Annotated in this window: 17 protein-coding genes; 13 read left to right on the top strand and 4 right to left on the bottom strand. The window is 56.5% G+C overall.

Going from position 1 to position 18,890, the window contains the following annotated elements; genetic code table 11:
- Positions 1-30: 30 nt before the first annotated feature.
- Complete coding sequence (fadL, locus tag EKN38_RS01440) at positions 31-1,353, bottom strand: long-chain fatty acid transporter FadL (RefSeq protein ID WP_014832806.1); 1,323 nt, start codon at positions 1,351-1,353, stop codon at positions 31-33.
- A 372-nt stretch (positions 1,354-1,725) separates the two neighbouring features.
- On the opposite strand from fadL, the gene EKN38_RS01435 reads away from it, so the two are divergent.
- The 4 genes from EKN38_RS01435 to sixA all read left to right on the top strand — a co-directional run bounded on the left by EKN38_RS01435 (position 1,726) and on the right by sixA (position 6,397).
- Positions 1,726-2,010 carry a YfcZ/YiiS family protein gene (locus EKN38_RS01435; RefSeq protein ID WP_014832805.1) on the top strand — a complete coding sequence of 95 codons (285 nt, stop codon included), beginning with the start codon at positions 1,726-1,728 and terminating at the stop codon, positions 2,008-2,010.
- 235 nt (positions 2,011-2,245) lie between these two features.
- The gene (gene fadI, locus EKN38_RS01430) at positions 2,246-3,556 is read left to right on the top strand and encodes an acetyl-CoA C-acyltransferase FadI (RefSeq protein ID WP_014832804.1); all 1,311 of its coding nucleotides are present in this window, start codon (positions 2,246-2,248) and stop codon (positions 3,554-3,556) included.
- A complete protein-coding gene (gene fadJ, locus EKN38_RS01425) occupies positions 3,556-5,703 on the top strand; it encodes a fatty acid oxidation complex subunit alpha FadJ (protein ID WP_014832803.1) in 2,148 nt (715 codons plus the stop codon). Before fadI ends, fadJ begins: the two co-directional genes overlap by 1 nt.
- A gap of 208 nt (positions 5,704-5,911) precedes the next feature.
- Positions 5,912-6,397: a phosphohistidine phosphatase SixA gene (gene sixA / locus EKN38_RS01420; RefSeq protein WP_014832802.1), complete on the top strand. Its 486-nt coding sequence runs from the start codon at positions 5,912-5,914 to the stop codon at positions 6,395-6,397.
- 46 nt (positions 6,398-6,443) lie between these two features.
- Here the strand turns inward: sixA and smrB are convergent, their stop codons facing one another.
- On the bottom strand, positions 6,444-6,995 hold the full coding sequence (gene smrB, locus EKN38_RS01415; RefSeq protein ID WP_014832801.1) for an endonuclease SmrB: 552 nt from the start codon (positions 6,993-6,995) through the stop codon (positions 6,444-6,446).
- A gap of 145 nt (positions 6,996-7,140) precedes the next feature.
- Between smrB and prmB the strand changes: the two genes are divergently transcribed.
- The 6 genes from prmB to EKN38_RS01385 are packed head-to-tail and all read left to right on the top strand — an operon-like array spanning position 7,141 to position 11,692.
- Positions 7,141-8,073 carry a 50S ribosomal protein L3 N(5)-glutamine methyltransferase gene (gene prmB / locus EKN38_RS01410; RefSeq protein ID WP_013098152.1) on the top strand — a complete coding sequence of 311 codons (933 nt, stop codon included), beginning with the start codon at positions 7,141-7,143 and terminating at the stop codon, positions 8,071-8,073.
- Positions 8,074-8,133: 60 nt separating this feature from the next.
- On the top strand, positions 8,134-9,219 hold the full coding sequence (aroC, locus tag EKN38_RS01405; RefSeq protein WP_014832800.1) for a chorismate synthase: 1,086 nt from the start codon (positions 8,134-8,136) through the stop codon (positions 9,217-9,219).
- A 2-nt stretch (positions 9,220-9,221) separates the two neighbouring features.
- Positions 9,222-10,046, top strand: a complete 825-nt coding sequence (gene mepA / locus EKN38_RS01400; protein ID WP_046888263.1) for a penicillin-insensitive murein endopeptidase — start codon at positions 9,222-9,224, stop codon at positions 10,044-10,046.
- On the top strand, positions 10,046-10,858 hold the full coding sequence (locus EKN38_RS01395) for a sulfite exporter TauE/SafE family protein (RefSeq protein ID WP_013098149.1): 813 nt from the start codon (positions 10,046-10,048) through the stop codon (positions 10,856-10,858). The genes mepA and EKN38_RS01395 overlap by 1 nt, the downstream gene beginning before the upstream one ends.
- A complete protein-coding gene (locus tag EKN38_RS01390; RefSeq protein WP_014832798.1) occupies positions 10,855-11,400 on the top strand; it encodes an elongation factor P hydroxylase in 546 nt (181 codons plus the stop codon). The genes EKN38_RS01395 and EKN38_RS01390 overlap by 4 nt, the downstream gene beginning before the upstream one ends.
- A gap of 13 nt (positions 11,401-11,413) precedes the next feature.
- Positions 11,414-11,692 (top strand): YfcL family protein, encoded by a 279-nt coding sequence (locus tag EKN38_RS01385; RefSeq protein WP_014832797.1) that lies wholly within the window; start codon positions 11,414-11,416, stop codon positions 11,690-11,692.
- Positions 11,693-11,733: 41 nt separating this feature from the next.
- On the opposite strand, the gene mnmC is transcribed toward EKN38_RS01385, so the two are convergent.
- Positions 11,734-13,731, bottom strand: coding sequence for a bifunctional tRNA (5-methylaminomethyl-2-thiouridine)(34)-methyltransferase MnmD/FAD-dependent 5-carboxymethylaminomethyl-2-thiouridine(34) oxidoreductase MnmC (gene mnmC / locus EKN38_RS01380; protein WP_014832796.1), 1,998 nt, complete (start codon positions 13,729-13,731; stop codon positions 11,734-11,736).
- 158 nt (positions 13,732-13,889) lie between these two features.
- On the opposite strand from mnmC, the gene fabB reads away from it, so the two are divergent.
- Positions 13,890-15,107, top strand: coding sequence for a beta-ketoacyl-ACP synthase I (gene fabB, locus EKN38_RS01375; RefSeq protein WP_014832795.1), 1,218 nt, complete (start codon positions 13,890-13,892; stop codon positions 15,105-15,107).
- A gap of 209 nt (positions 15,108-15,316) precedes the next feature.
- A complete protein-coding gene (locus tag EKN38_RS01370; protein WP_014832794.1) occupies positions 15,317-16,495 on the top strand; it encodes an MFS transporter in 1,179 nt (392 codons plus the stop codon).
- Positions 16,496-16,585: 90 nt separating this feature from the next.
- On the opposite strand, the gene flk is transcribed toward EKN38_RS01370, so the two are convergent.
- Positions 16,586-17,590: a flagella biosynthesis regulator Flk gene (gene flk, locus EKN38_RS01365; protein ID WP_014832793.1), complete on the bottom strand. Its 1,005-nt coding sequence runs from the start codon at positions 17,588-17,590 to the stop codon at positions 16,586-16,588.
- Between the two features lie 113 nt (positions 17,591-17,703).
- Here flk and pdxB point away from each other — a divergent pair, with 113 nt between their 5' ends.
- Positions 17,704-18,840: a 4-phosphoerythronate dehydrogenase PdxB gene (gene pdxB / locus EKN38_RS01360; protein ID WP_014832792.1), complete on the top strand. Its 1,137-nt coding sequence runs from the start codon at positions 17,704-17,706 to the stop codon at positions 18,838-18,840.
- Positions 18,841-18,890: the final 50 nt, after the last annotated feature.

The following is an 18,890-nucleotide window of genomic DNA, read 5'->3' as shown; positions in this document are numbered from 1 at the left end:
GATGCTCACCTTTTTTGATCCCTGCGCGGATTAGAACGCGTAGTTGAAGTTCAGGCCATACAGCCAGGCTTTACCTTCGGAAGAGAACTCATACGGACCTTCCTTGAAGCTGACTTTTTGACCGTGCATATACGAAACACCCGCATCGACAGAGGCATCTTTGTTGAATGCATAGGTCGCACCGGCGCTCAGCCAGAAGCGATCCTGATCCGGAATAGAGATAGAACGTTTGTCTGCCGGAACCGGGCTATCATCGAAGGCAATACCGGTACGGAACGTCCAGTTGTCATCCATGTAGTAAGTGGTACCCAGTGCGATGCGGTAGGCATCACGGAAGCTTTCATCTTTATAGAACAGCGTGTCGCCTTTGCTGTTGGTCGCTTTCAGCTCCTGGAACTGGCTCCAGCTGGTGTAGGTCAGGCTATAGTGAATCGCCCACTGTGGTGCCACGCGGTTATAACCGGACAATTCCCACATTTCCGGTAAGTGCAGGCTCAGAGAACCGCCAGTGGTACGGCCATCGGTGCCCATTGGCAGGCCGAAGGTGCCGAGGATCTGATTATAAGCAGAAGGCAGGCTGCTCTTGTAGTCGCCGTCAAAGTCGATTTTCACTTCGGAACGGTAGGTGAAACCGTAACGGTTGTTTTTATCGAGTTCATAAAGGATACCGGCGTTCCAGCCAAAGCCCCACTCGTCACCCTTCAGATACGCGATCTGTGTGTCTGCCGGGATCCCTGCAACCTGTTGTGCCAGAGGCGGCGGCAGTGCGCCGGAGCCCGCAACGATTTTGCCGAGATCGCCCGCGTAACGTTCGATTTTCGCTTTAGCGTAAACGGCATCAAAGCCAACGCCGAAGCTCCAGTTACTGTTCAGACGGTAAGCACCGCTCAGGTTCAGGTTCAGGGTCTCAAGGTCGGTCTTACCGCCGTAGGCGCCTGCTGCGTAGTCGTTATTAAACTCGGTGGCTAAACCATAGTTAGAGGTTACGGATGCACCCCAGCCAAACTGGTCGTTGATTGGCGCGACGAAGTGCAGGTTGGGCACCCAGGCCGTTGGCGCGATGTTATCGGAATTCAGGCTGGCTCCGCTCGGGGAACGGCCCGTAATATCCACACCCGGATCAACAAAGATAGCGCCCGCTGAGAACGTTGGGCGATCAAACATCATGATCAGCGCAGGGTTACGACTGGCGTTACCTGCATCATCAGCAATTGCACCTTCCCCGGAATACGCACGGCCAAGGCCAGAGGAAGAAAATTCGTTTAACTGGAAGCCCGCTGACCAGGCGGACGTAGAGACGATTGCCACTGCGACTGCCAGCGCAGTCTTGTTGAACAGGGTTTTCTGGCTCATGACCATAACCTCATTGAGTTATTTTTATTCAATAATTGTTACATACCGTAACAGGAGCGCGAAGTGTAGGGTCTGAGGTATGACATACAAATCAGACCAGTGGCCAGAGTATAGGTCTGACCAGCTAGAATGTTGCAAGTTTGTTTATTAATATTTTCAAACATGTTTCTTGAAACGAGATCTGGTTGGCAAAAATGTGACCATCCCGACTCACCCAAAAGGGTGAATTTTGTTTTAGATCATTTTTTAGTGTGATATTGGTCACTTATCCCGTTTTGCGCCATTAACGGCTGGAGAGCGTCTGCATCGGGGCGTAAAATATCAGCATCGTGTTTGTCTCGCGTCCTGCGCGAATACAGAGGAAATTGAGATATGAGTAAATGCAGTGCTGATGAAACCCCGGTTTGCTGCTGTATGGATGTTGGTACCATCATGGACAACTCCGATTGCACCGCCTCTTACAGCCGCGTGTTCACCAACCGTGCCGAAGCGGAAGAAACCCTGGCGGCGCTGAGCAAGCGTGCGCGCGACGTAGAATCCGATCCGTGTGAAATCAAGTCCACCTTCACGGAAGTGGACGGCGGCGTGAAGCTGGATATCGACTTTGTCTTCGCCTGCGAAGCTGAAACGCTGATTTTCCAGTTAGGCCTGCGTTAATTCCTGCGGTCTGGAGCCCTCACCCCAGCCTTATCCACGGGTGAGGGTATAAACACTCAAAACGGTAACCTCTGGGTTACCGTTTTGTTTTTACCTCGGGGCATTTTCTTTTTCTTCTCTGTGTTTTAGTTCGCATTTTTTCGTTTCCCCAATTGGCTGAATGTAAAAAAATGGTTAAGACTATTTATCAGGTCAGACCACTTTATGTTTGCAAAAATTTTTACAGGGGAATGTTATGAGTCAGGCATTACCGCTTATCACCCGACAAGGTGACCGCATTGCCATTGTCAGTGGATTGCGTACGCCGTTTGCGCGTCAGGCGACAGCGTTTCACGGCATACCGGCTGTCGATCTGGGGAAAATGGTGGTGGGGGAGATGCTGGCTCGCAGCGAAATACCGCCTGACGTCATTGAGCAGCTGGTTTTTGGCCAGGTTGTTCAGATGCCTGAAGCCCCCAACATTGCACGAGAAATTGTCCTCGGCACCGGGATGAACGTGCATACGGATGCCTACAGCGTTAGCCGTGCGTGTGCAACCAGCTTTCAGGCGGTGGCAAACGTGGCCGAAAGCCTGATGGCGGGCACCATCCGCGCCGGGATCGCCGGCGGGGCAGACTCCTCCTCCGTACTGCCGATAGGGGTCAGTAAAAAGCTGGCCCGCATTCTGGTGGATGCAAATAAAGCACGCACCGCCGGGCAAAAACTCAAACTCTTCTCGCGTTTACGCCTTCGTGACCTGATGCCTGTTCCACCCGCTGTGGCTGAATATTCCACCGGCCTGCGCATGGGCGATACCGCCGAGCAGATGGCCAAAACCTACGGCATTACCCGGGAGCAGCAGGATGCGCTGGCTCACCGTTCCCATCAGCTGGCGGCGAAAGCCTGGTCGGAAGGCAAACTGGCCGATGAGGTGATGACCGCGTATATCCCGCCTTATCGCGAACCGCTGGCGGAAGATAACAACATTCGTGGCACCTCGACGCTGGCGGATTACGCCAGACTGCGTCCGGCATTTGACCGTAAACACGGTACCGTTACGGCCGCCAACAGTACTCCGCTGACGGATGGTGCTGCCGCGGTGATCCTGATGACGGAATCGCGTGCCAGAGAGCTGGGTCTTACCCCGCTCGGTTATCTGCGCAGCTACGCGTTCACGGCGATTGATGTCTGGCAGGACATGCTGTTAGGCCCGGCCTGGTCCACGCCGCTGGCGCTGGAGCGTGCGGGGTTGACTCTCGCTGATTTAACGCTGATTGATATGCACGAGGCCTTTGCTGCGCAGACTCTGGCTAACGTTCAACTGCTGGCCAGTGAACGTTTCGCGCGTGATGTGCTTGGCCGCGCCCATGCCACCGGAGAAGTGGATCAGAGTAAATTTAACGTGCTGGGCGGCTCTATCGCCTACGGTCATCCGTTTGCGGCAACGGGCGCAAGGATGATCACCCAAACATTACATGAGTTACGTCGCCGTGGCGGCGGCTTTGGCCTCGTCACCGCCTGTGCCGCAGGTGGTCTGGGGGCAGCAATGGTTCTGGAGGCTGAATAATGGCAATGGCATCTGCATTTAATTTGACGGTTCGCCTCGATAACGTGGCTGTGATTACCATTGACGTGCCCGATGAAAAGATGAATACCCTGAAGGCAGAATTTGGCGTTCAGGTGCGCGAGATGTTAAAGCAGATCCGCGAAAACAAAGCGATTCGCGGACTGGTATTTATCTCGGCGAAGCCAGACAACTTTATAGCCGGGGCCGATATCAATATGATCGCCCGGGCGCAAAGTGCGCAGGAAGCTGAAGATCTGGCGCGCCAGGGGCAGCAGGTGATGGCGGAGATCCACGCTCTGCCGATCCCGGTGATCGCCGCGATCCACGGTGCATGCCTGGGCGGCGGGCTGGAACTGGCATTGGCCTGCCATAGCCGTATTTGTACTGACGACGCGAAAACCGTTCTCGGGTTGCCGGAAGTACAGTTAGGGTTACTTCCCGGGTCCGGTGGGACGCAGCGTCTGCCGCGGCTGGTGGGCGTCAGCACGGCGCTGGAGATGATCTTAACCGGTAAACAGCTGCGCGCCCGTCAGGCGCTGAAAGCGGGACTGGTTGATGACGTCGTCCCGCACTCCATTTTGCTGGAAGCCGCCGTGGAGCTGGCGCTGAAGGGACGTCAGGCAAAACGTGTTCTGCCGGTGCGTGAGCGCATCCTGGCCGGGCCATTGGGACGAACGTTGCTGTTCAGCATGGTGGGCAAGAAAACCGAACAAAAGACCAAAGGTAACTATCCGGCGGCGAAGCGCATTCTTGAGGTGATTGAAACCGGATTGTCGCAGGGCAGCAGCAGCGGCTATGCCGCAGAGGCAAAAGCCTTCGGTGAGCTGGCGATGACACCGCAATCGCAGGCGCTGCGCAGCATCTTCTTTGCCAGCACTGACGTTAAAAAAGATCCGGGTAGCGATGCTGAACCAGCACCGCTCAACGCCGTGGGCGTCCTGGGGGGCGGATTGATGGGCGGCGGCATTGCGTTTGTCACTGCCAGCAAAGCCAAATTGCCTGTACGTATCAAAGACATCAACCCGAAAGGGATCAATCACGCGCTGCAGTACAGCTGGCAGAACCTTGATCAAAAGGTTAAACGCCGCCATATCAAGGCAAGCGAGCGGGATAAAACCGTGGCCATGATCAGCGGGACCACCGACTACCGTGGTTTTGCCCATCGCGATCTGGTGATTGAAGCGGTGTTCGAAGATCTGGCGCTTAAACAGCAGATGGTCGCCGACGTTGAGCAACATTGTGCGCCACACACCATTTTTGCCTCGAACACCTCTTCATTACCGATCGGTGATATCGCAGCGAAAGCCGCGCGCCCTGAGCAGGTGATTGGCCTGCACTTTTTTAGCCCTGTCGAAAAAATGCCGCTGGTGGAGGTTATTCCACACGCGTCAACCAGCCCGCAGACTGTCTCTACGGTAGTGAAACTGGCGAAAAAGCAGGGGAAAACCCCGATCGTCGTGGCGGATAAAGCGGGATTCTACGTCAACCGAATTCTGGCGCCGTATATTAACGAAGCGATGCGCCTGCTGGTGGAAGGGGAGAAGATCGAACACGTCGACGAGGCGCTGGTCAAGTTTGGTTTCCCCGTTGGCCCAATCCAACTTTTGGATGAGGTAGGAATAGACACCGGCACTAAAATTATACCTGTGCTGGAGGCCGCATATGGCGAGCGTTTTAGCCCGCCTGCAAACATTGTTTCTGCAATTTTGAAGGACGATCGCAAAGGCAGAAAAAATGAACGCGGTTTCTATCTTTACGGTGCAAAAGGGCGTAAAAGCAAGAAACAGGTCGACCCTTCGGTCTATGGGCTTATCCCGACAACCGGACAGGCGAAACTGTCTGCCGTTCAGTGTGCTGAACGCTGTGTGATGATGATGCTTAATGAAGCCGCGCGCTGTTTTGGCGAGCAGGTGATTAAAAGCGCACGCGATGGCGATATTGGCGCCGTATTTGGTATTGGTTTCCCGCCGTTCCTTGGCGGCCCGTTCCGTTACATGGACACCCTCGGAGCGGGTGAAGTGGTTGCGATTCTGCAACGTCTTGCCGCGCAGTATGGTCCCCGGTTTACACCCTGTGACGAATTATTGCAGATGGCGGAACGGGGCCAGACATTTTGGCCAGCAAGGGAAACTGTCCTCGTAAGTTGAGGTCAAAAAAGGGTAAATCCGTCGGTGAATGAATCTGATTTGGCGATTTTGTAAACAGAGATTGACTATACTTACGCCATTGAGGTAAAAAACAGCGTTTCATTCACCGAATGGATCAGGCACAATGCCCGGCCATCGGGTTTTCTACCTCAAGCATTAATCGCGGGTAGTTAACGCCGGTGATTCTGGTTAACAAAAGCGGTGCAATATGCAAGTTTTTATCATGCGTCACGGCGACGCGGCACTCGATGCCGCCAGTGACTCAGTACGTCCTTTAACCGTCTGTGGCTGTGACGAATCTCGTCAGATGGCTAACTGGCTTAAAGGTCAAAAAGTGGACATTGAACGCGTTCTGGTGAGTCCGTTCCTGCGTGCTGAACAGACGCTGGATGTGGTAGGGGAGTGTATGAACCTGCCGACCAGTGTGGATGTTCTCCCTGAACTCACGCCGTGTGGTGATGTCGGCCTTGTCAGTGCCTACCTGCAGGCGCTGTGCAATGAAGGTGTCGCTTCTGCACTGGTCATTTCCCACCTGCCACTGGTTGGCTATCTGGTATCTGAGCTGTGCCCGGGCGAGACGCCACCGATGTTTACAACCTCCGCCATTGCCAACGTTACCCTCGACGAAACCGGCAAAGGGGTCTTCAACTGGCAAATGAGTCCATGCAATCTCCGGATGGCGAAAGCAATCTGAGGTGACGTGCGATAAGGCGGGAGCAACGATGCCTCCCGCCATGTTCTCAGGGCAGTTCTGGCGGTTGCCACTCTTCAACTTCAATCAACACCAGCAAGGCGGCATCTCCGCCGTACTCTTTAGGTGCCTGATGAAACGCCATCACGTGTGGATGCTGAGCCAGCCACAGCGGCGTTTGTTGCTTAAGAACATGTTTACCGTGGCCGTGCATCACGCAGGCACAAAACACATGTTCGCGGCGGCAGGCGGCAATCAACGCCCCCAGCTCCTGCTTTGCCTGCATCTGCGTTAAACCGTGCAGATCGAGAAACAGCTCGGGTGAATAATCTCCCCGGCGTAATTTTTTCAGCTCAAAATGGCTGACATCGTCGCGTACATATTTCACCGCGCCCTGCGTGTTAAGCAGCGGCTGAAATTCATCTGAAAAATAGTGGCTATTATCCGCCTGCTCCTGCAACAGCCTTTTGACCGGCACTTCGCTGACTTTTTTGCGCATCGGCCGGTGGACAATCGTGTCCTGCTTGATTTGACGCGTCCCGGTCATGAGCTGACGGAAGAGCGCCTGATCCTCCTCGCTGAGCGATGTTTTCTTTTTCATTCGTCGTTCTCATCTCGTATTTCCGATAGTGTACCCGACTAAACGCATTTTTTAACCTCAAGCGGTATGCGTCATTGCTGATTTATCGCCGTCTTCATGGCAAACTAGCCGCCGAAAATTATGCGAGCATGCCCTGGAGGAAAGAGTGGATAAAATTTTTGTCGATGAAGCAGTAAACGAGCTGCATACCATACAGGACATGTTGCGCTGGTCGGTTAGCCGCTTCAGCGCCGCCAATATCTGGTACGGACACGGCACCGATAACCCGTGGGATGAAGCTGTTCAACTGGTGCTGCCTTCTCTCTACCTGCCGCTCGATATTCCGGAAGACATGCGCACCGCGCGCCTGACCTCCAGCGAAAAGCACCGCATCGTTGAGCGCGTGATCCGTCGCGTGAACGAGCGTATTCCGGTTGCCTATCTGACCAACAAAGCCTGGTTCTGCGGTCACGAATTCTATGTTGATGAACGCGTGCTGGTGCCGCGCTCGCCAATTGGTGAGCTTATCAACAACCACTTCGAAGGCCTGATTAACCGTCAACCGCAGCACATTCTGGATATGTGTACCGGCAGCGGCTGCATTGCCATTGCCTGCGCTTATGCCTTCCCGGAAGCGGAAGTGGACGCGGTGGACATCTCCACCGACGCGCTGGCGGTAACCGAGCACAACATTGAAGAACACGGGCTGATCCACCATGTTACGCCGATCCGCTCCGATCTGTTCCGTGACCTGCCAACGTTGCAGTACGATCTGATCGTGACCAACCCGCCGTACGTGGATGCGGAAGATATGTCCGATCTGCCAAACGAATACCGTCACGAGCCAGAATTGGGCCTGGCATCGGGCTCTGACGGCCTGAAGCTGACCCGCCGCATTCTGGCCTGCGCGCCGGATTATCTGACTGACGACGGTGTTCTGATTTGTGAAGTGGGCAACAGCATGGTACATCTGATAGAGCAGTACCCGGATGTGCCGTTCACCTGGCTTGAGTTCGACAACGGCGGTGACGGCGTCTTTATGCTGACCAAAGCGCAACTGCTCGACGCGCGTGAACATTTCAGCATCTACAAAGATTAATCCAGCGGGCTTCGGCCCGTTTCACAACGCTCAAACACAAAAAACAACATCGGAGCCGTGATGGCAGGAAACAGTATTGGACAAGTATTCCGCGTGACCACCTTTGGTGAGTCGCACGGGCTGGCACTGGGCTGTATCGTTGACGGCGTACCGCCCGGCATCGAGCTTACCGAAGCCGATTTACAGCACGATCTCGACCGTCGTCGTCCGGGCACCTCTCGCTACACCACGCAGCGTCGCGAGCCGGACCAGGTCAAAATTCTCTCTGGCGTTTTCGAAGGCCGCACCACTGGCACCAGCATCGGTCTGCTGATTGAAAACACCGATCAGCGTTCTCAGGACTACGGCGCCATCAAAGATGTGTTCCGCCCGGGCCACGCCGACTACACCTACGAGCAAAAGTACGGTTTCCGCGATTATCGCGGCGGCGGACGCTCTTCGGCGCGCGAAACCGCAATGCGCGTGGCAGCTGGCGCCATTGCCAAAAAGTACCTGCAGCAGAAATTTGGCATCGTGATCCGCGGTTGCCTGACCCAGATGGGCGACATTCCACTGGCCATTAAAGACTGGGATCAGGTTGAACAGAACCCGTTCTTCTGTGCCGATGTCGATAAGCTGGAGGCGCTGGACGAACTGATGCGTGGCCTGAAAAAAGAGGGCGACTCTATCGGGGCTAAAGTGACCGTGGTGGCTGACGGCGTACCGCCAGGCTGGGGTGAGCCCGTGTTTGACCGCCTGGACGCCGACATTGCCCACGCGCTGATGAGCATCAACGCGGTGAAGGGAGTCGAAATTGGCGACGGTTTTGACGTGGTATCCCTGCGTGGCAGCCAGAACCGCGACGAAATTACAAAAGAGGGCTTCCAGAGCAACCATGCGGGTGGCATTCTCGGCGGCATCAGCAGCGGGCAGCAGATTATCGCCAATATCGCGCTGAAGCCAACCTCCAGCATTACCGTGCCGGGCCACACGATTAACCGCTCTGGTGAAGAAGTTGAGATGATCACCAAAGGACGTCACGATCCGTGCGTGGGGATCCGCGCGGTGCCGATCGCAGAAGCGATGCTGGCAATCGTGCTGATGGATCACTTCCTGCGTCAGCGTGCGCAGAATGCGGATGTGACGACCACCATTCCACGCTGGTAACTATGAAAAAAACCGCAATTGCTCTGCTGGCGCTGCTTGCCAGTGGAGCCAGTCTGGCCGCCACGCCGTGGCAAAAAATCACCCACCCGGTGGCGGGAAGCGCGCAGTCGATTGGTGCGTTTTCCAACGGCTGTATCGTTGGCGCGCAGGAACTGCCTCTGCAGTCGGATACCTATCAGGTGATGCGTACCGACCAGCGTCGCTACTTCGGCCACCCGGATCTGGTGCTGTTTATCCAGCGTCTGGGCAACCAGGTGCATAACCTGGGGCTGGGTACGATGCTGATTGGCGATATGGGAATGCCTGCTGGCGGGCGTTTCAACGGTGGGCATGCCAGCCACCAGACCGGGCTGGATGTGGATATCTTCCTGCAGTTGCCCAAAGCGCGCTGGAGTTCTGCACAATTGCTGAAGCCGCAGGCGCTGGATCTGGTGGCGCGCGACGGCAAAAGCGTTGTGCCGTCGCTGTGGACGCCGGATGTCTTCAGCCTGATTAAGCTGGCAGCCAAAGATAACGACGTCACGCGGATCTTCGTTAACCCGGCCATCAAACAGCAGCTCTGCCTGGATGAAGGGACCGATCGTGACTGGCTGCGCAAAGTGCGACCGTGGTTCCAGCATCGTGCCCATATGCACGTGCGTCTGCGTTGCCCGGCGAACAGTCTGGAATGCGAAGATCAGCCGTTACCGCCGCCAGGCGATGGCTGTGGTGCGGAACTGCAAAGCTGGTTTGAACCGGCAAAACCTGGAACCTCTAAGCCTGAGAAGAAGACACCGCCTCCGTTGCCGCCTTCCTGCCAGGCGCTACTGGATGAGCATGTACTTTAATGGATAATTTCGTCGATCTGTTTATGGTGTCACCGCTGCTGCTGGTGGTGCTGTTCTTTGTTGCGATGCTGGCCGGTTTTATCGATGCCCTTGCGGGCGGTGGCGGGTTGTTAACCGTCCCGGCGCTGCTGGCGGCGGGCATGAGCCCGGCCCAGGCGCTTGCCACTAATAAACTTCAGGCCTGTGGCGGATCCCTTTCCGCATCGCTCTATTTTATCCGCCGTAAGGTGGTCAATCTTGCCGATCAGAAGCTCAATATTCTGATGACCTTCATCGGTTCGACCTCCGGTGCGCTGTTGGTTCAGCACGTGCAGTCTGACATCCTGCGTCAGATCCTGCCGGTGCTGGTCATCTGTATTGGTCTCTACTTTCTGCTGATGCCAAAGCTCGGTGAAGAGGACAGGCAGCGTCGGCTGCATGGTCTGCCGTTCGCGCTTATCGCAGGCGGCTGCGTCGGGTTTTACGATGGCTTCTTTGGCCCTGGCGCCGGGTCGTTCTATGCCCTGGCGTTTGTCACGCTGGCCGGATTTAACCTCGCCAAATCGACCGCCCACGCTAAAGTGCTGAATGCCACCTCGAACGTCGGCGGCCTGCTGCTGTTTATCATTGGCGGCAAGGTTATCTGGGCAACCGGGTTTGTTATGATGGCGGGGCAGTTTTTAGGCGCACGCGCGGGTTCGCGTCTGGTATTAAGCAAAGGACAGAAGCTGATTCGCCCGATGATCGTCATCGTTTCGGCGGTGATGAGCGCCAAGCTTCTTTATGACAGCCATGGACAGGAGATCCTCACCTGGTTGGGGATGAACGCATGAACAGGACGCATCACTATGAACAGCTGATTGAGATCTTTGACGGCTGTTTTGCTGACGATTTTAATACCCGTCTGATTAAAGGCGACGACGAACCGATCTATCTTCCTGCTGATGCAGAGGTTCCGTATAACCGCATCGTGTTTGCGCACGGTTTCTACGCCAGTGGTCTGCATGAGATTTCACACTGGTGTATTGCGGGAAAAGCGCGTCGCGAGCTGGTGGACTTTGGTTACTGGTACTGTCCGGACGGACGTGACGCGGCGACGCAGGGTCAGTTTGAAGATGTGGAAGTCAAACCGCAGGCGCTGGAGTGGCTGTTCTGCGTGGCGGCAGGATTCCCGTTCAACGTCAGCTGTGACAACCTCGAAGGGGATTTTGAGCCAGACCGCATTGTCTTCCAGCGCCGCGTGCATGCGCAGGTGATGGAGTATCTTGAGAAAGGCATCCCGGAACGCCCGGCACGCCTGATCAAGGCTTTACAGAATTATTACCATACGCCGGAGATCACGGCGGAATGCTTCCCGTGGCCGGAAGATCTTTAACAGAGGAAAGAAGATGATCGCAGAATTTGAATCACGCATTCTGGCGTTAATTGATGACATGGTGGAACACGCCAGTGATGATGAGCTGTTCGCCAGCGGTTATCTGCGTGGTCACCTGACGCTGGCCGTTGCCGAGCTGGAAGCCGGGGACGATCACTCTGCCGAGGCCATTCATGATGAAGTGACCCGTAGCCTGGAAAAAGCCATTCAGGCCGGCGAACTTTCTCCCCGCGACCAGTCTCTGGTGCTGGGCATGTGGGACAACCTGTTCCAGCAGGCGAAAGCGAAGTAAGCGTTTCACCTCCCTCTCCCGGTGGGAGAGGGTAGGGCACCCTACTTAACCTGCTTCCCCTTCAGTAATTTCCGCACCCACAATCGATTCGGGTTCAGCCCTGCGAGCGTAGTTCTGTCCAGCGGAATGGGCTCATCGCTCATGTGCGCGGCTAACACTTCCGCCAGCAGCGGCGCAGAACACAACCCGCGCGAGCCCAGCCCGCCCAGCATAAACAGCTCCGGATGCACCGGTGCGGCCACCGCCGTTTCCTTGTGCTCAGCCAGATCCTGATACGCTTCAAGCGTTGCCTCATAGTCCGGTACATTTCCCGCCATCGGCAGATGATCGCGAGTCGCACAGCGCACGCCGCAGCGCGCTTCTCCCTCGCTGACGTCAACCTCTCTCGCCCACGCCGCATCCGGGAAGCAGTCAATCAGGCGCTGGCGGTTTTGCTGCTGATCCTCCTCGCGGTAATGCATGTCCGTTTCACCGCGATGGTAGCTGGCTCCGATGCAGTGATGAGCATTAGACGGATTTTGCGGCGTCAGGTAGCCGTCATAGCACAGCACCTGGCGCAGTTTGCTCAGTGCGGGCGCGGTCGGGATATGGCTTACCTGGCCGCCGACCGGATAAACGGGCAAGGTTTCTGTCTGGATAAACTGGTTGATGTGATGTCCGTTTGCCAGCACAACGCTGGCATGCGTGGCCTCTTTGTCATCGGCAAAGCGCAGGGTCCAGTGGGCTGTCCGGCTAAGCGATGCAACCTTATGAGCATAATGCACCGTCAGACCGCGTGACTGCGCCAGTGTCATTGCCGCAGTGGTCAGTTCGGCGGGGCACAGCCAGCCGCCGAGGGGATACTGAATACCGCCGCAGCCCGTCTCAACGCCGGTGGTGTCTGTCACCGCTTGCGCACTTACCGTGCGGGCAATCTCTTCCGGCAGGCCCAGCGACAGCATCTGCGTGATTTTTTGCTGACTCTTCTCATCCCAGCCGAGCTGCGTTACGCCGCACCAGTCATGGTCGAACGCCACCGGAAGGGCGTCGTATACGCGACGGGCGAAGGTAAAGGCGGCCGGGAAAAACTGGAACAGCGCCGGGTCGTGTGCGCTTAAAAGCGGATAGAGTGCTCCCTGACGGTTGCCGGAAGCCCCGCTGGCTGGCGCAGCGTCAGCACAGTAGAGGGTCACCTGCCAGCCCCGGTGCAGCAGCGCGAGAGAGAGCAGGGCGCTGGCGATCCCTCCGCCAACGATCGCCACCTCGCGGGATGCGCTGGCGCGGCGTGCAAACCAGGGCGCACGGGCGGGGAGCGCCAGCGTCTGTTCCATCGTCCCGACCAGCATGTCGCGCTTGCGGCCAAACCCTTTGGTCTTTCGCATCGTAAAGCCCGCTTCCTGCAACCCACGGCGAACAAAACCGGCGGAGGTAAAAGTCGCGAGCGTTGCGCCAGGTCGCGCCAGGCGAGCCATGGCGCTAAACAGATGCTGGTTCCACATGTCCGGGTTTTTAGCTGGCGCAAACCCGTCAAGGAACCACGCGTCCACCTTCTGATTCATTGAATCATCAAGCTTATCGGTCAGCTCATTGATATCACCGAGCCATAAGTCCAGCGTGACGCGTCCACCGTCCAGCAGCAGACGATGGCAACCGCCGATGGCGGGCGGCCACTGTGCCTGAAGCTGTTCTGCCCACGAGGCAAGCTCCGGCCAGTGCTGATGTGCCTGCCGCAGATCGTGCGCGGTGAGCGGAAATTTTTCGAAACTGATGAAATGTAATCTTTGTAGCGTAGCCTCAGGATGGGCAGCGTGAAACTGGTCGAAAGCCTGCCAGAGGGTCAGAAAATTCAGCCCGGTACCGAATCCGCTCTCTGCGACCACAAACAGACTGCGCGAATGAACGGGGAAGCGTGCGCTGAGCTGATTTCCGTCGAGGAAAACATAGCGGGTTTCTTCCAGTCCGTTATCATTAGAAAAATAGACGTCATCAAAATCTCGGGAAACAGGTGTACCCTCAGCGTTGAATTCGAGGTTGGCGGGTTGTATAGCGTTTTGTTTCACGTAAGTTACTCGTCTGACAGGCAGTGGCACGATCTTAACGATGTGAGTCCATCGGTGCAAATTTCCGCAGAAAATGTCTGATCGGACTTGTTCGGCGTACAAGTGTACGCTATTGTGCGACTCGAAACTTACTATAGTGCGACTTACAGAGGTATTGAATGAAACGTGCAGTGATTACTGGCCTGGGCATTGTTTCCAGCATCGGTAATAACCAGCAGGAAGTCCTGGCATCTCTGCGTGAAGGACGCTCCGGGATCACTTTCTCTGAAGAGTTTAAAGATTCAGGTATGCGTAGCCACGTATGGGGTAACGTCAAACTGGACACCACCGGTTTGATTGACCGCAAAGTGGTTCGTTTCATGAACGATGCCTCTATTTATGCTTATCTCTCCATGCAGGAAGCGATCAAAGATTCCGGCCTGAGCGAAGAGGTTTACCAGAACAACCCGCGTGTGGGTCTGATTGCCGGTTCCGGTGGTTCGTCCAAAGCGCAGGTATTCGGTGCTGACGCCATGCGCAGCCCGCGTGGTCTGAAAGCAGTAGGTCCGTACGTGGTGACCAAAGCCATGGGTTCTGCGGTTTCCGCGTGCCTGGCTACCCCATTTAAAATTCACGGTGTGAACTACTCCATCAGCTCTGCATGTGCCACTTCCGCACACTGCATCGGTAATGCTGTTGAGCAGATCCAACTGGGTAAACAGGACATCGTATTTGCTGGCGGCGGCGAAGAGCTGGGCTGGGAAATGGCCTGTGAATTCGACGCGATGGGTGCCCTGTCTACCAAATACAATGAAACCCCGGATAAAGCATCCCGTACCTATGATGCGCACCGTGACGGTTTCGTTATCGCAGGCGGCGGCGGTATGGTTGTGGTTGAAGAGCTGGAACACGCTCTGGCACGTGGCGCGCACATCTACGCTGAGATCGTGGGCTACGGTGCAACGTCTGACGGCGCTGACATGGTTGCTCCATCCGGTGAAGGCGCGGTGCGCTGCATGAAGATGGCGATGCACGGCGTTGATACCCCAATCGACTACCTGAACTCCCACGGTACTTCTACGCCGGTAGGCGATGTGAAAGAATTGGGTGCGATCCGTGAAGTCTTCGGTGACAACAGCCCGGCAATCTCTGCAACCAAAGCCATGACTGGTCACTCTCTGGGTGCGGCTGGCGTGCAGGAAGCGATCTACTCTCTGCTGATGCTGGAAAACGGCTTTATCGCGCCAAGCATCAACATCGAAGAGATGGACGAGCAGGCGGCGGGTCTGAACATCGTGACCAAACCAACGGAAGCGACACTGACGACCGTCATGTCCAACAGCTTCGGTTTCGGTGGGACTAACGCCACGCTGGTGATGCGCAAGCTGAAAGCATAAGTTTTATGTCTGATTAGAAAGGGGAGCCATCAGGCTCCCTTTTTTTATGCATTGACAAGCGGCTGATCGCACAGGCAAACTTCACACCTCAACATTATCCTCACGATAATGCGTAAGCGTTTAACGTCAACCAACGCACCTTAATCCTGATATTCAGGTGGAGGGGGCGTGGCATTTTCCCCGCCTTACTCTTCATTTCGGAGTAAAGCATGACTGCAGTCACTCAAACAGAAACCCTCCCGTCAGCGAACGTCTCGCTGTTTCGTATCGCCTTTGCGGTGTTCCTGACCTATATGACCGTTGGCCTGCCGCTGCCGGTGATCCCGTTGTTCGTACACCAGGAGCTGGGCTATGGCAACACCATGGTCGGCATCGCCGTGGGTATCCAGTTTTTAGCGACGGTTTTAACCCGCGGCTACGCCGGACGTCTGGCGGACCAGCACGGTGCCAAACGTTCGGCGCTGCAGGGCATGTTTGCCTGCGGGCTGGCGGGCGGCGCATGGCTGCTGGCTGCGCTTCTGCCGGTAGACGCGGCGTATAAATTTGCCCTGCTGGTGCTGGGACGTTTGATTCTCGGCTTTGGTGAAAGCCAACTGCTGACCGGCACCCTGACCTGGGGAATGGGGCTGGTAGGCCCCGCGCGCTCGGGCAAAGTGATGTCCTGGAACGGCATGGCCATCTACGGCGCACTCGCGGCAGGTGCGCCGCTGGGGCTGTTGATCCACAGCCAGTTCGGTTTTGCCGCGCTGGCGGCCACCACCATGCTGTTACCGCTGCTGGCATGGGCATTTAACGGCTCGGTTCGCAAAGTCCCGGCCCATAAAGGTGAACGTCCTTCCCTGTGGAGCGTGATAGGTCAAATCTGGCAGCCGGGTCTGGGACTCGCGCTACAGGGCGTGGGGTTCGCGGTGATTGGGACATTTGTTTCGCTGTACTTTATGAGCCGCGGCTGGGCAATGGCGGGCTTTACGCTAACCGCCTTTGGTGGCGCGTTTGTTCTGATGCGCGTGCTGTTCGGCTGGATGCCGGATCGCTTTGGTGGCGTGAAGGTGGCGGTGGTGTCACTGGTCATTGAAACCATCGGCCTGCTGCTATTGTGGAATGCGCCCGTGGCCTCTGTTGCGCTTCTTGGCGCGGCGCTGACCGGCTGCGGCTGTTCACTGATCTTCCCGGCGCTGGGGGTTGAGGTGGTAAAACGCGTCGCGCCACAGGTGCGCGGTACGGCGCTGGGCGGTTATGCGGCGTTTCAGGACATCTCATACGGTGTCACCGGACCGCTGGCGGGGCTCCTGGCCACGTCGTTTGGCTATCCCTCCGTCTTCCTGGCGGGAGCCGTTTCCGCGGTGGTGGGGATTGTGGTGACGCTGGTGGCGTTTCGCCGGTCTTGAGCCGTTGTTGCCGGGTGGCCGCTGCGCCTTCCCCGGCTTACGGTTCGAGTCGTCATAGGCCCGGTAAGCGCAGCGCCACCGGGCAAAACATCAGGCAACCAGCCAGAAAATCGCCAGCGCAATCATCAGGGCAACAAACAACAGCCCCGGACGGGCAGATAGCGTTCTGAAGGTCTCCACGACCGGCGCAAACAGCGGGCTGTATATCGGCTGAATATCCCTGACTTCCGGCACGCCGCCTTCGCGCTCGGCGCGGCGGATAAAGATCTGATTCAGCAAATCCTGCACCTGCGCGGTGGTCAGTACCGTTTGCGGCGTGGCCTGCCAGGTCTGCTGGGCGTAATCCCGAATCACCTCAAATTCATGCGGCTCCAGCGGCTGTTTTAGTGCCGCCTGTAGCGTATGCAGGGTCGGGGTACTCTGGGTACTCAGCGTCTGGCGGGCCTGTAGCCAGGTGACCAGATGCGTAAACTGTTTGGCCGGGATCAGCTCACCCGCTTTCACGCCGGAAAGCTCCAGCATCGATTGCCAGATAAGCTTCGTTGACTCGCCGGTGGCGGCGGCCAGTTTGGTCACCATCTGGTTCAGCGTATTGTGTTCAGCAGGCAGAAGTGGACGCTCGGTTGACGGACGCTGTTGCGGTTGCGGGATGGCCAGCTGATTGGTTTGCAATAGCGTCAGCACGGTTTTCAATTGTTCTGGCGTCAGCTGGCTCAGGGCGGTCTGGCCAAACTGCTGGCGAATGAAATCACTGACCGCCTGACGGTTATTGCCCTGGCCTAACAGCTCGGTGAGCTGTGAAACAATCTGCCGGGTGGTGTGATTTTGCTGCGCGGCGGTAATACGCTGATTCAGATTTTGCTCGGCCGCAGGGAAGTGGCGCGACTGCAACGGTGCATCGTTTTTGACACCTAAATCATGCTTTACCCCGGCCCAGACTTCCGCATTTTGCTGGGAAGTCAGCGCGATCAGGCGCGTGATCAGGCGCTCCAGCACGGTGCGCTGTTGCGTGGATAGCGGTTGTTCACCTGCAACGTTTGGCGTGACAGGGCCTTCACCCGGAGGGCGTGGTGGCGTACCTGAAATAGGCTGCATCGTCAAAAATCCTTAAAGTCTAAACTCAGCGTAAACCCGGCATGCGTATATGCCTGGCGGCCAGATTATGGCACACTTGGCAGGTTTTCTTCCTCTCAAACAGGTACTCAGACGTGAAAATCCTCGTTGATGAAAATATGCCTTACGCCCGCGAGCTGTTTAGCCGCCTTGGTAATGTTAAGGCTGTCCCTGGTCGCCCCATTCCGGTAAACGAGCTGGATGATGCAGATGCCCTGATGGTGCGCTCGGTGACCAAAGTAAATGAGGCGTTGCTCTCCGGTAAAGCGATTAAATTCGTTGGAACCGCAACGGCCGGGACGGATCATGTGGATGACAAATGGCTTAAGCAGGCGGGGATCGGTTTTTCCGCCGCGCCTGGCTGTAACGCCATTGCGGTAGTGGAATACGTTTTCTCTTCCCTGCTGATGCTGGCAGAGCGCGACGGGTTTGCGCTGAAAGACCGCACCGTAGGCATTGTCGGGGTGGGCAACGTGGGGGGACGCCTGCAAAAACGCCTTGAGGCGTTAGGCATTCGCACCCTGCTGTGTGACCCGCCGCGTAAAGACAACGGTGATGAAGGTGACTTCCGCACCCTGGATGAGCTGGTTGAAGCGTGCGACGTGATCACCTTCCATACGCCCCTCTTCAAAGAGGGGGCTTATAAGACGCTTCATCTTGCTGATGAGGCGCTGATCCGCCGTCTGAAGGCTGGCACTATTCTGATAAATGCCTGCCGTGGCCCGGTCGTCGATAACGCCGCGCTGCTGAAATGTCTGGAAGAGGGGCAGGAGCTCAGCGTGGTGCTGGACGTCTGGGAGCCGGAGCCCGATCTCAACGTTGCGCTGCTGAACAAGGTCGATGTTGCGACCGCGCATATCGCGGGTTATACGCTTGAAGGAAAGGCCCGCGGCACCACCCAGGTCTTTGAGGCCTATAGCGCCTTTATTGGTCATCCGCAGCAGGTGGCGCTGGACACCTTACTCCCCGCGCCTGAATTTGGCCGTATTACCCTCCATGGCCCGCTCGATCAGGCAACGCTGAAAAGGCTGGTACATTTGGTGTATGATGTGCGCCGCGATGATGCGCTGCTGCGTAAAGTGGCGGGGATCCCGGGTGAGTTTGACAAGCTGCGCAAGAATTACGTTGAGCGTCGTGAATGGTCTTCTCTGTATGTGATATGCGATGACGCGGCGGCGGCAACACTGCTACACAAACTGGGTTTTAACGCCGTTCATCACCCGGCGCATTAATGTCTTCTTAACGCTCCCTGTTGGATACTCCGACAGGGACGCTTTTTTAT

It is taken from the genome of Enterobacter sp. WCHEn045836 (assembly GCF_003965585.1).
GTDB lineage: Bacteria > Pseudomonadota > Gammaproteobacteria > Enterobacterales > Enterobacteriaceae > Enterobacter > Enterobacter dissolvens.
The sequence above is the reverse complement of the archived record's forward strand: the minus strand, read 5'-3'. Positions and strand labels throughout refer to the sequence as shown.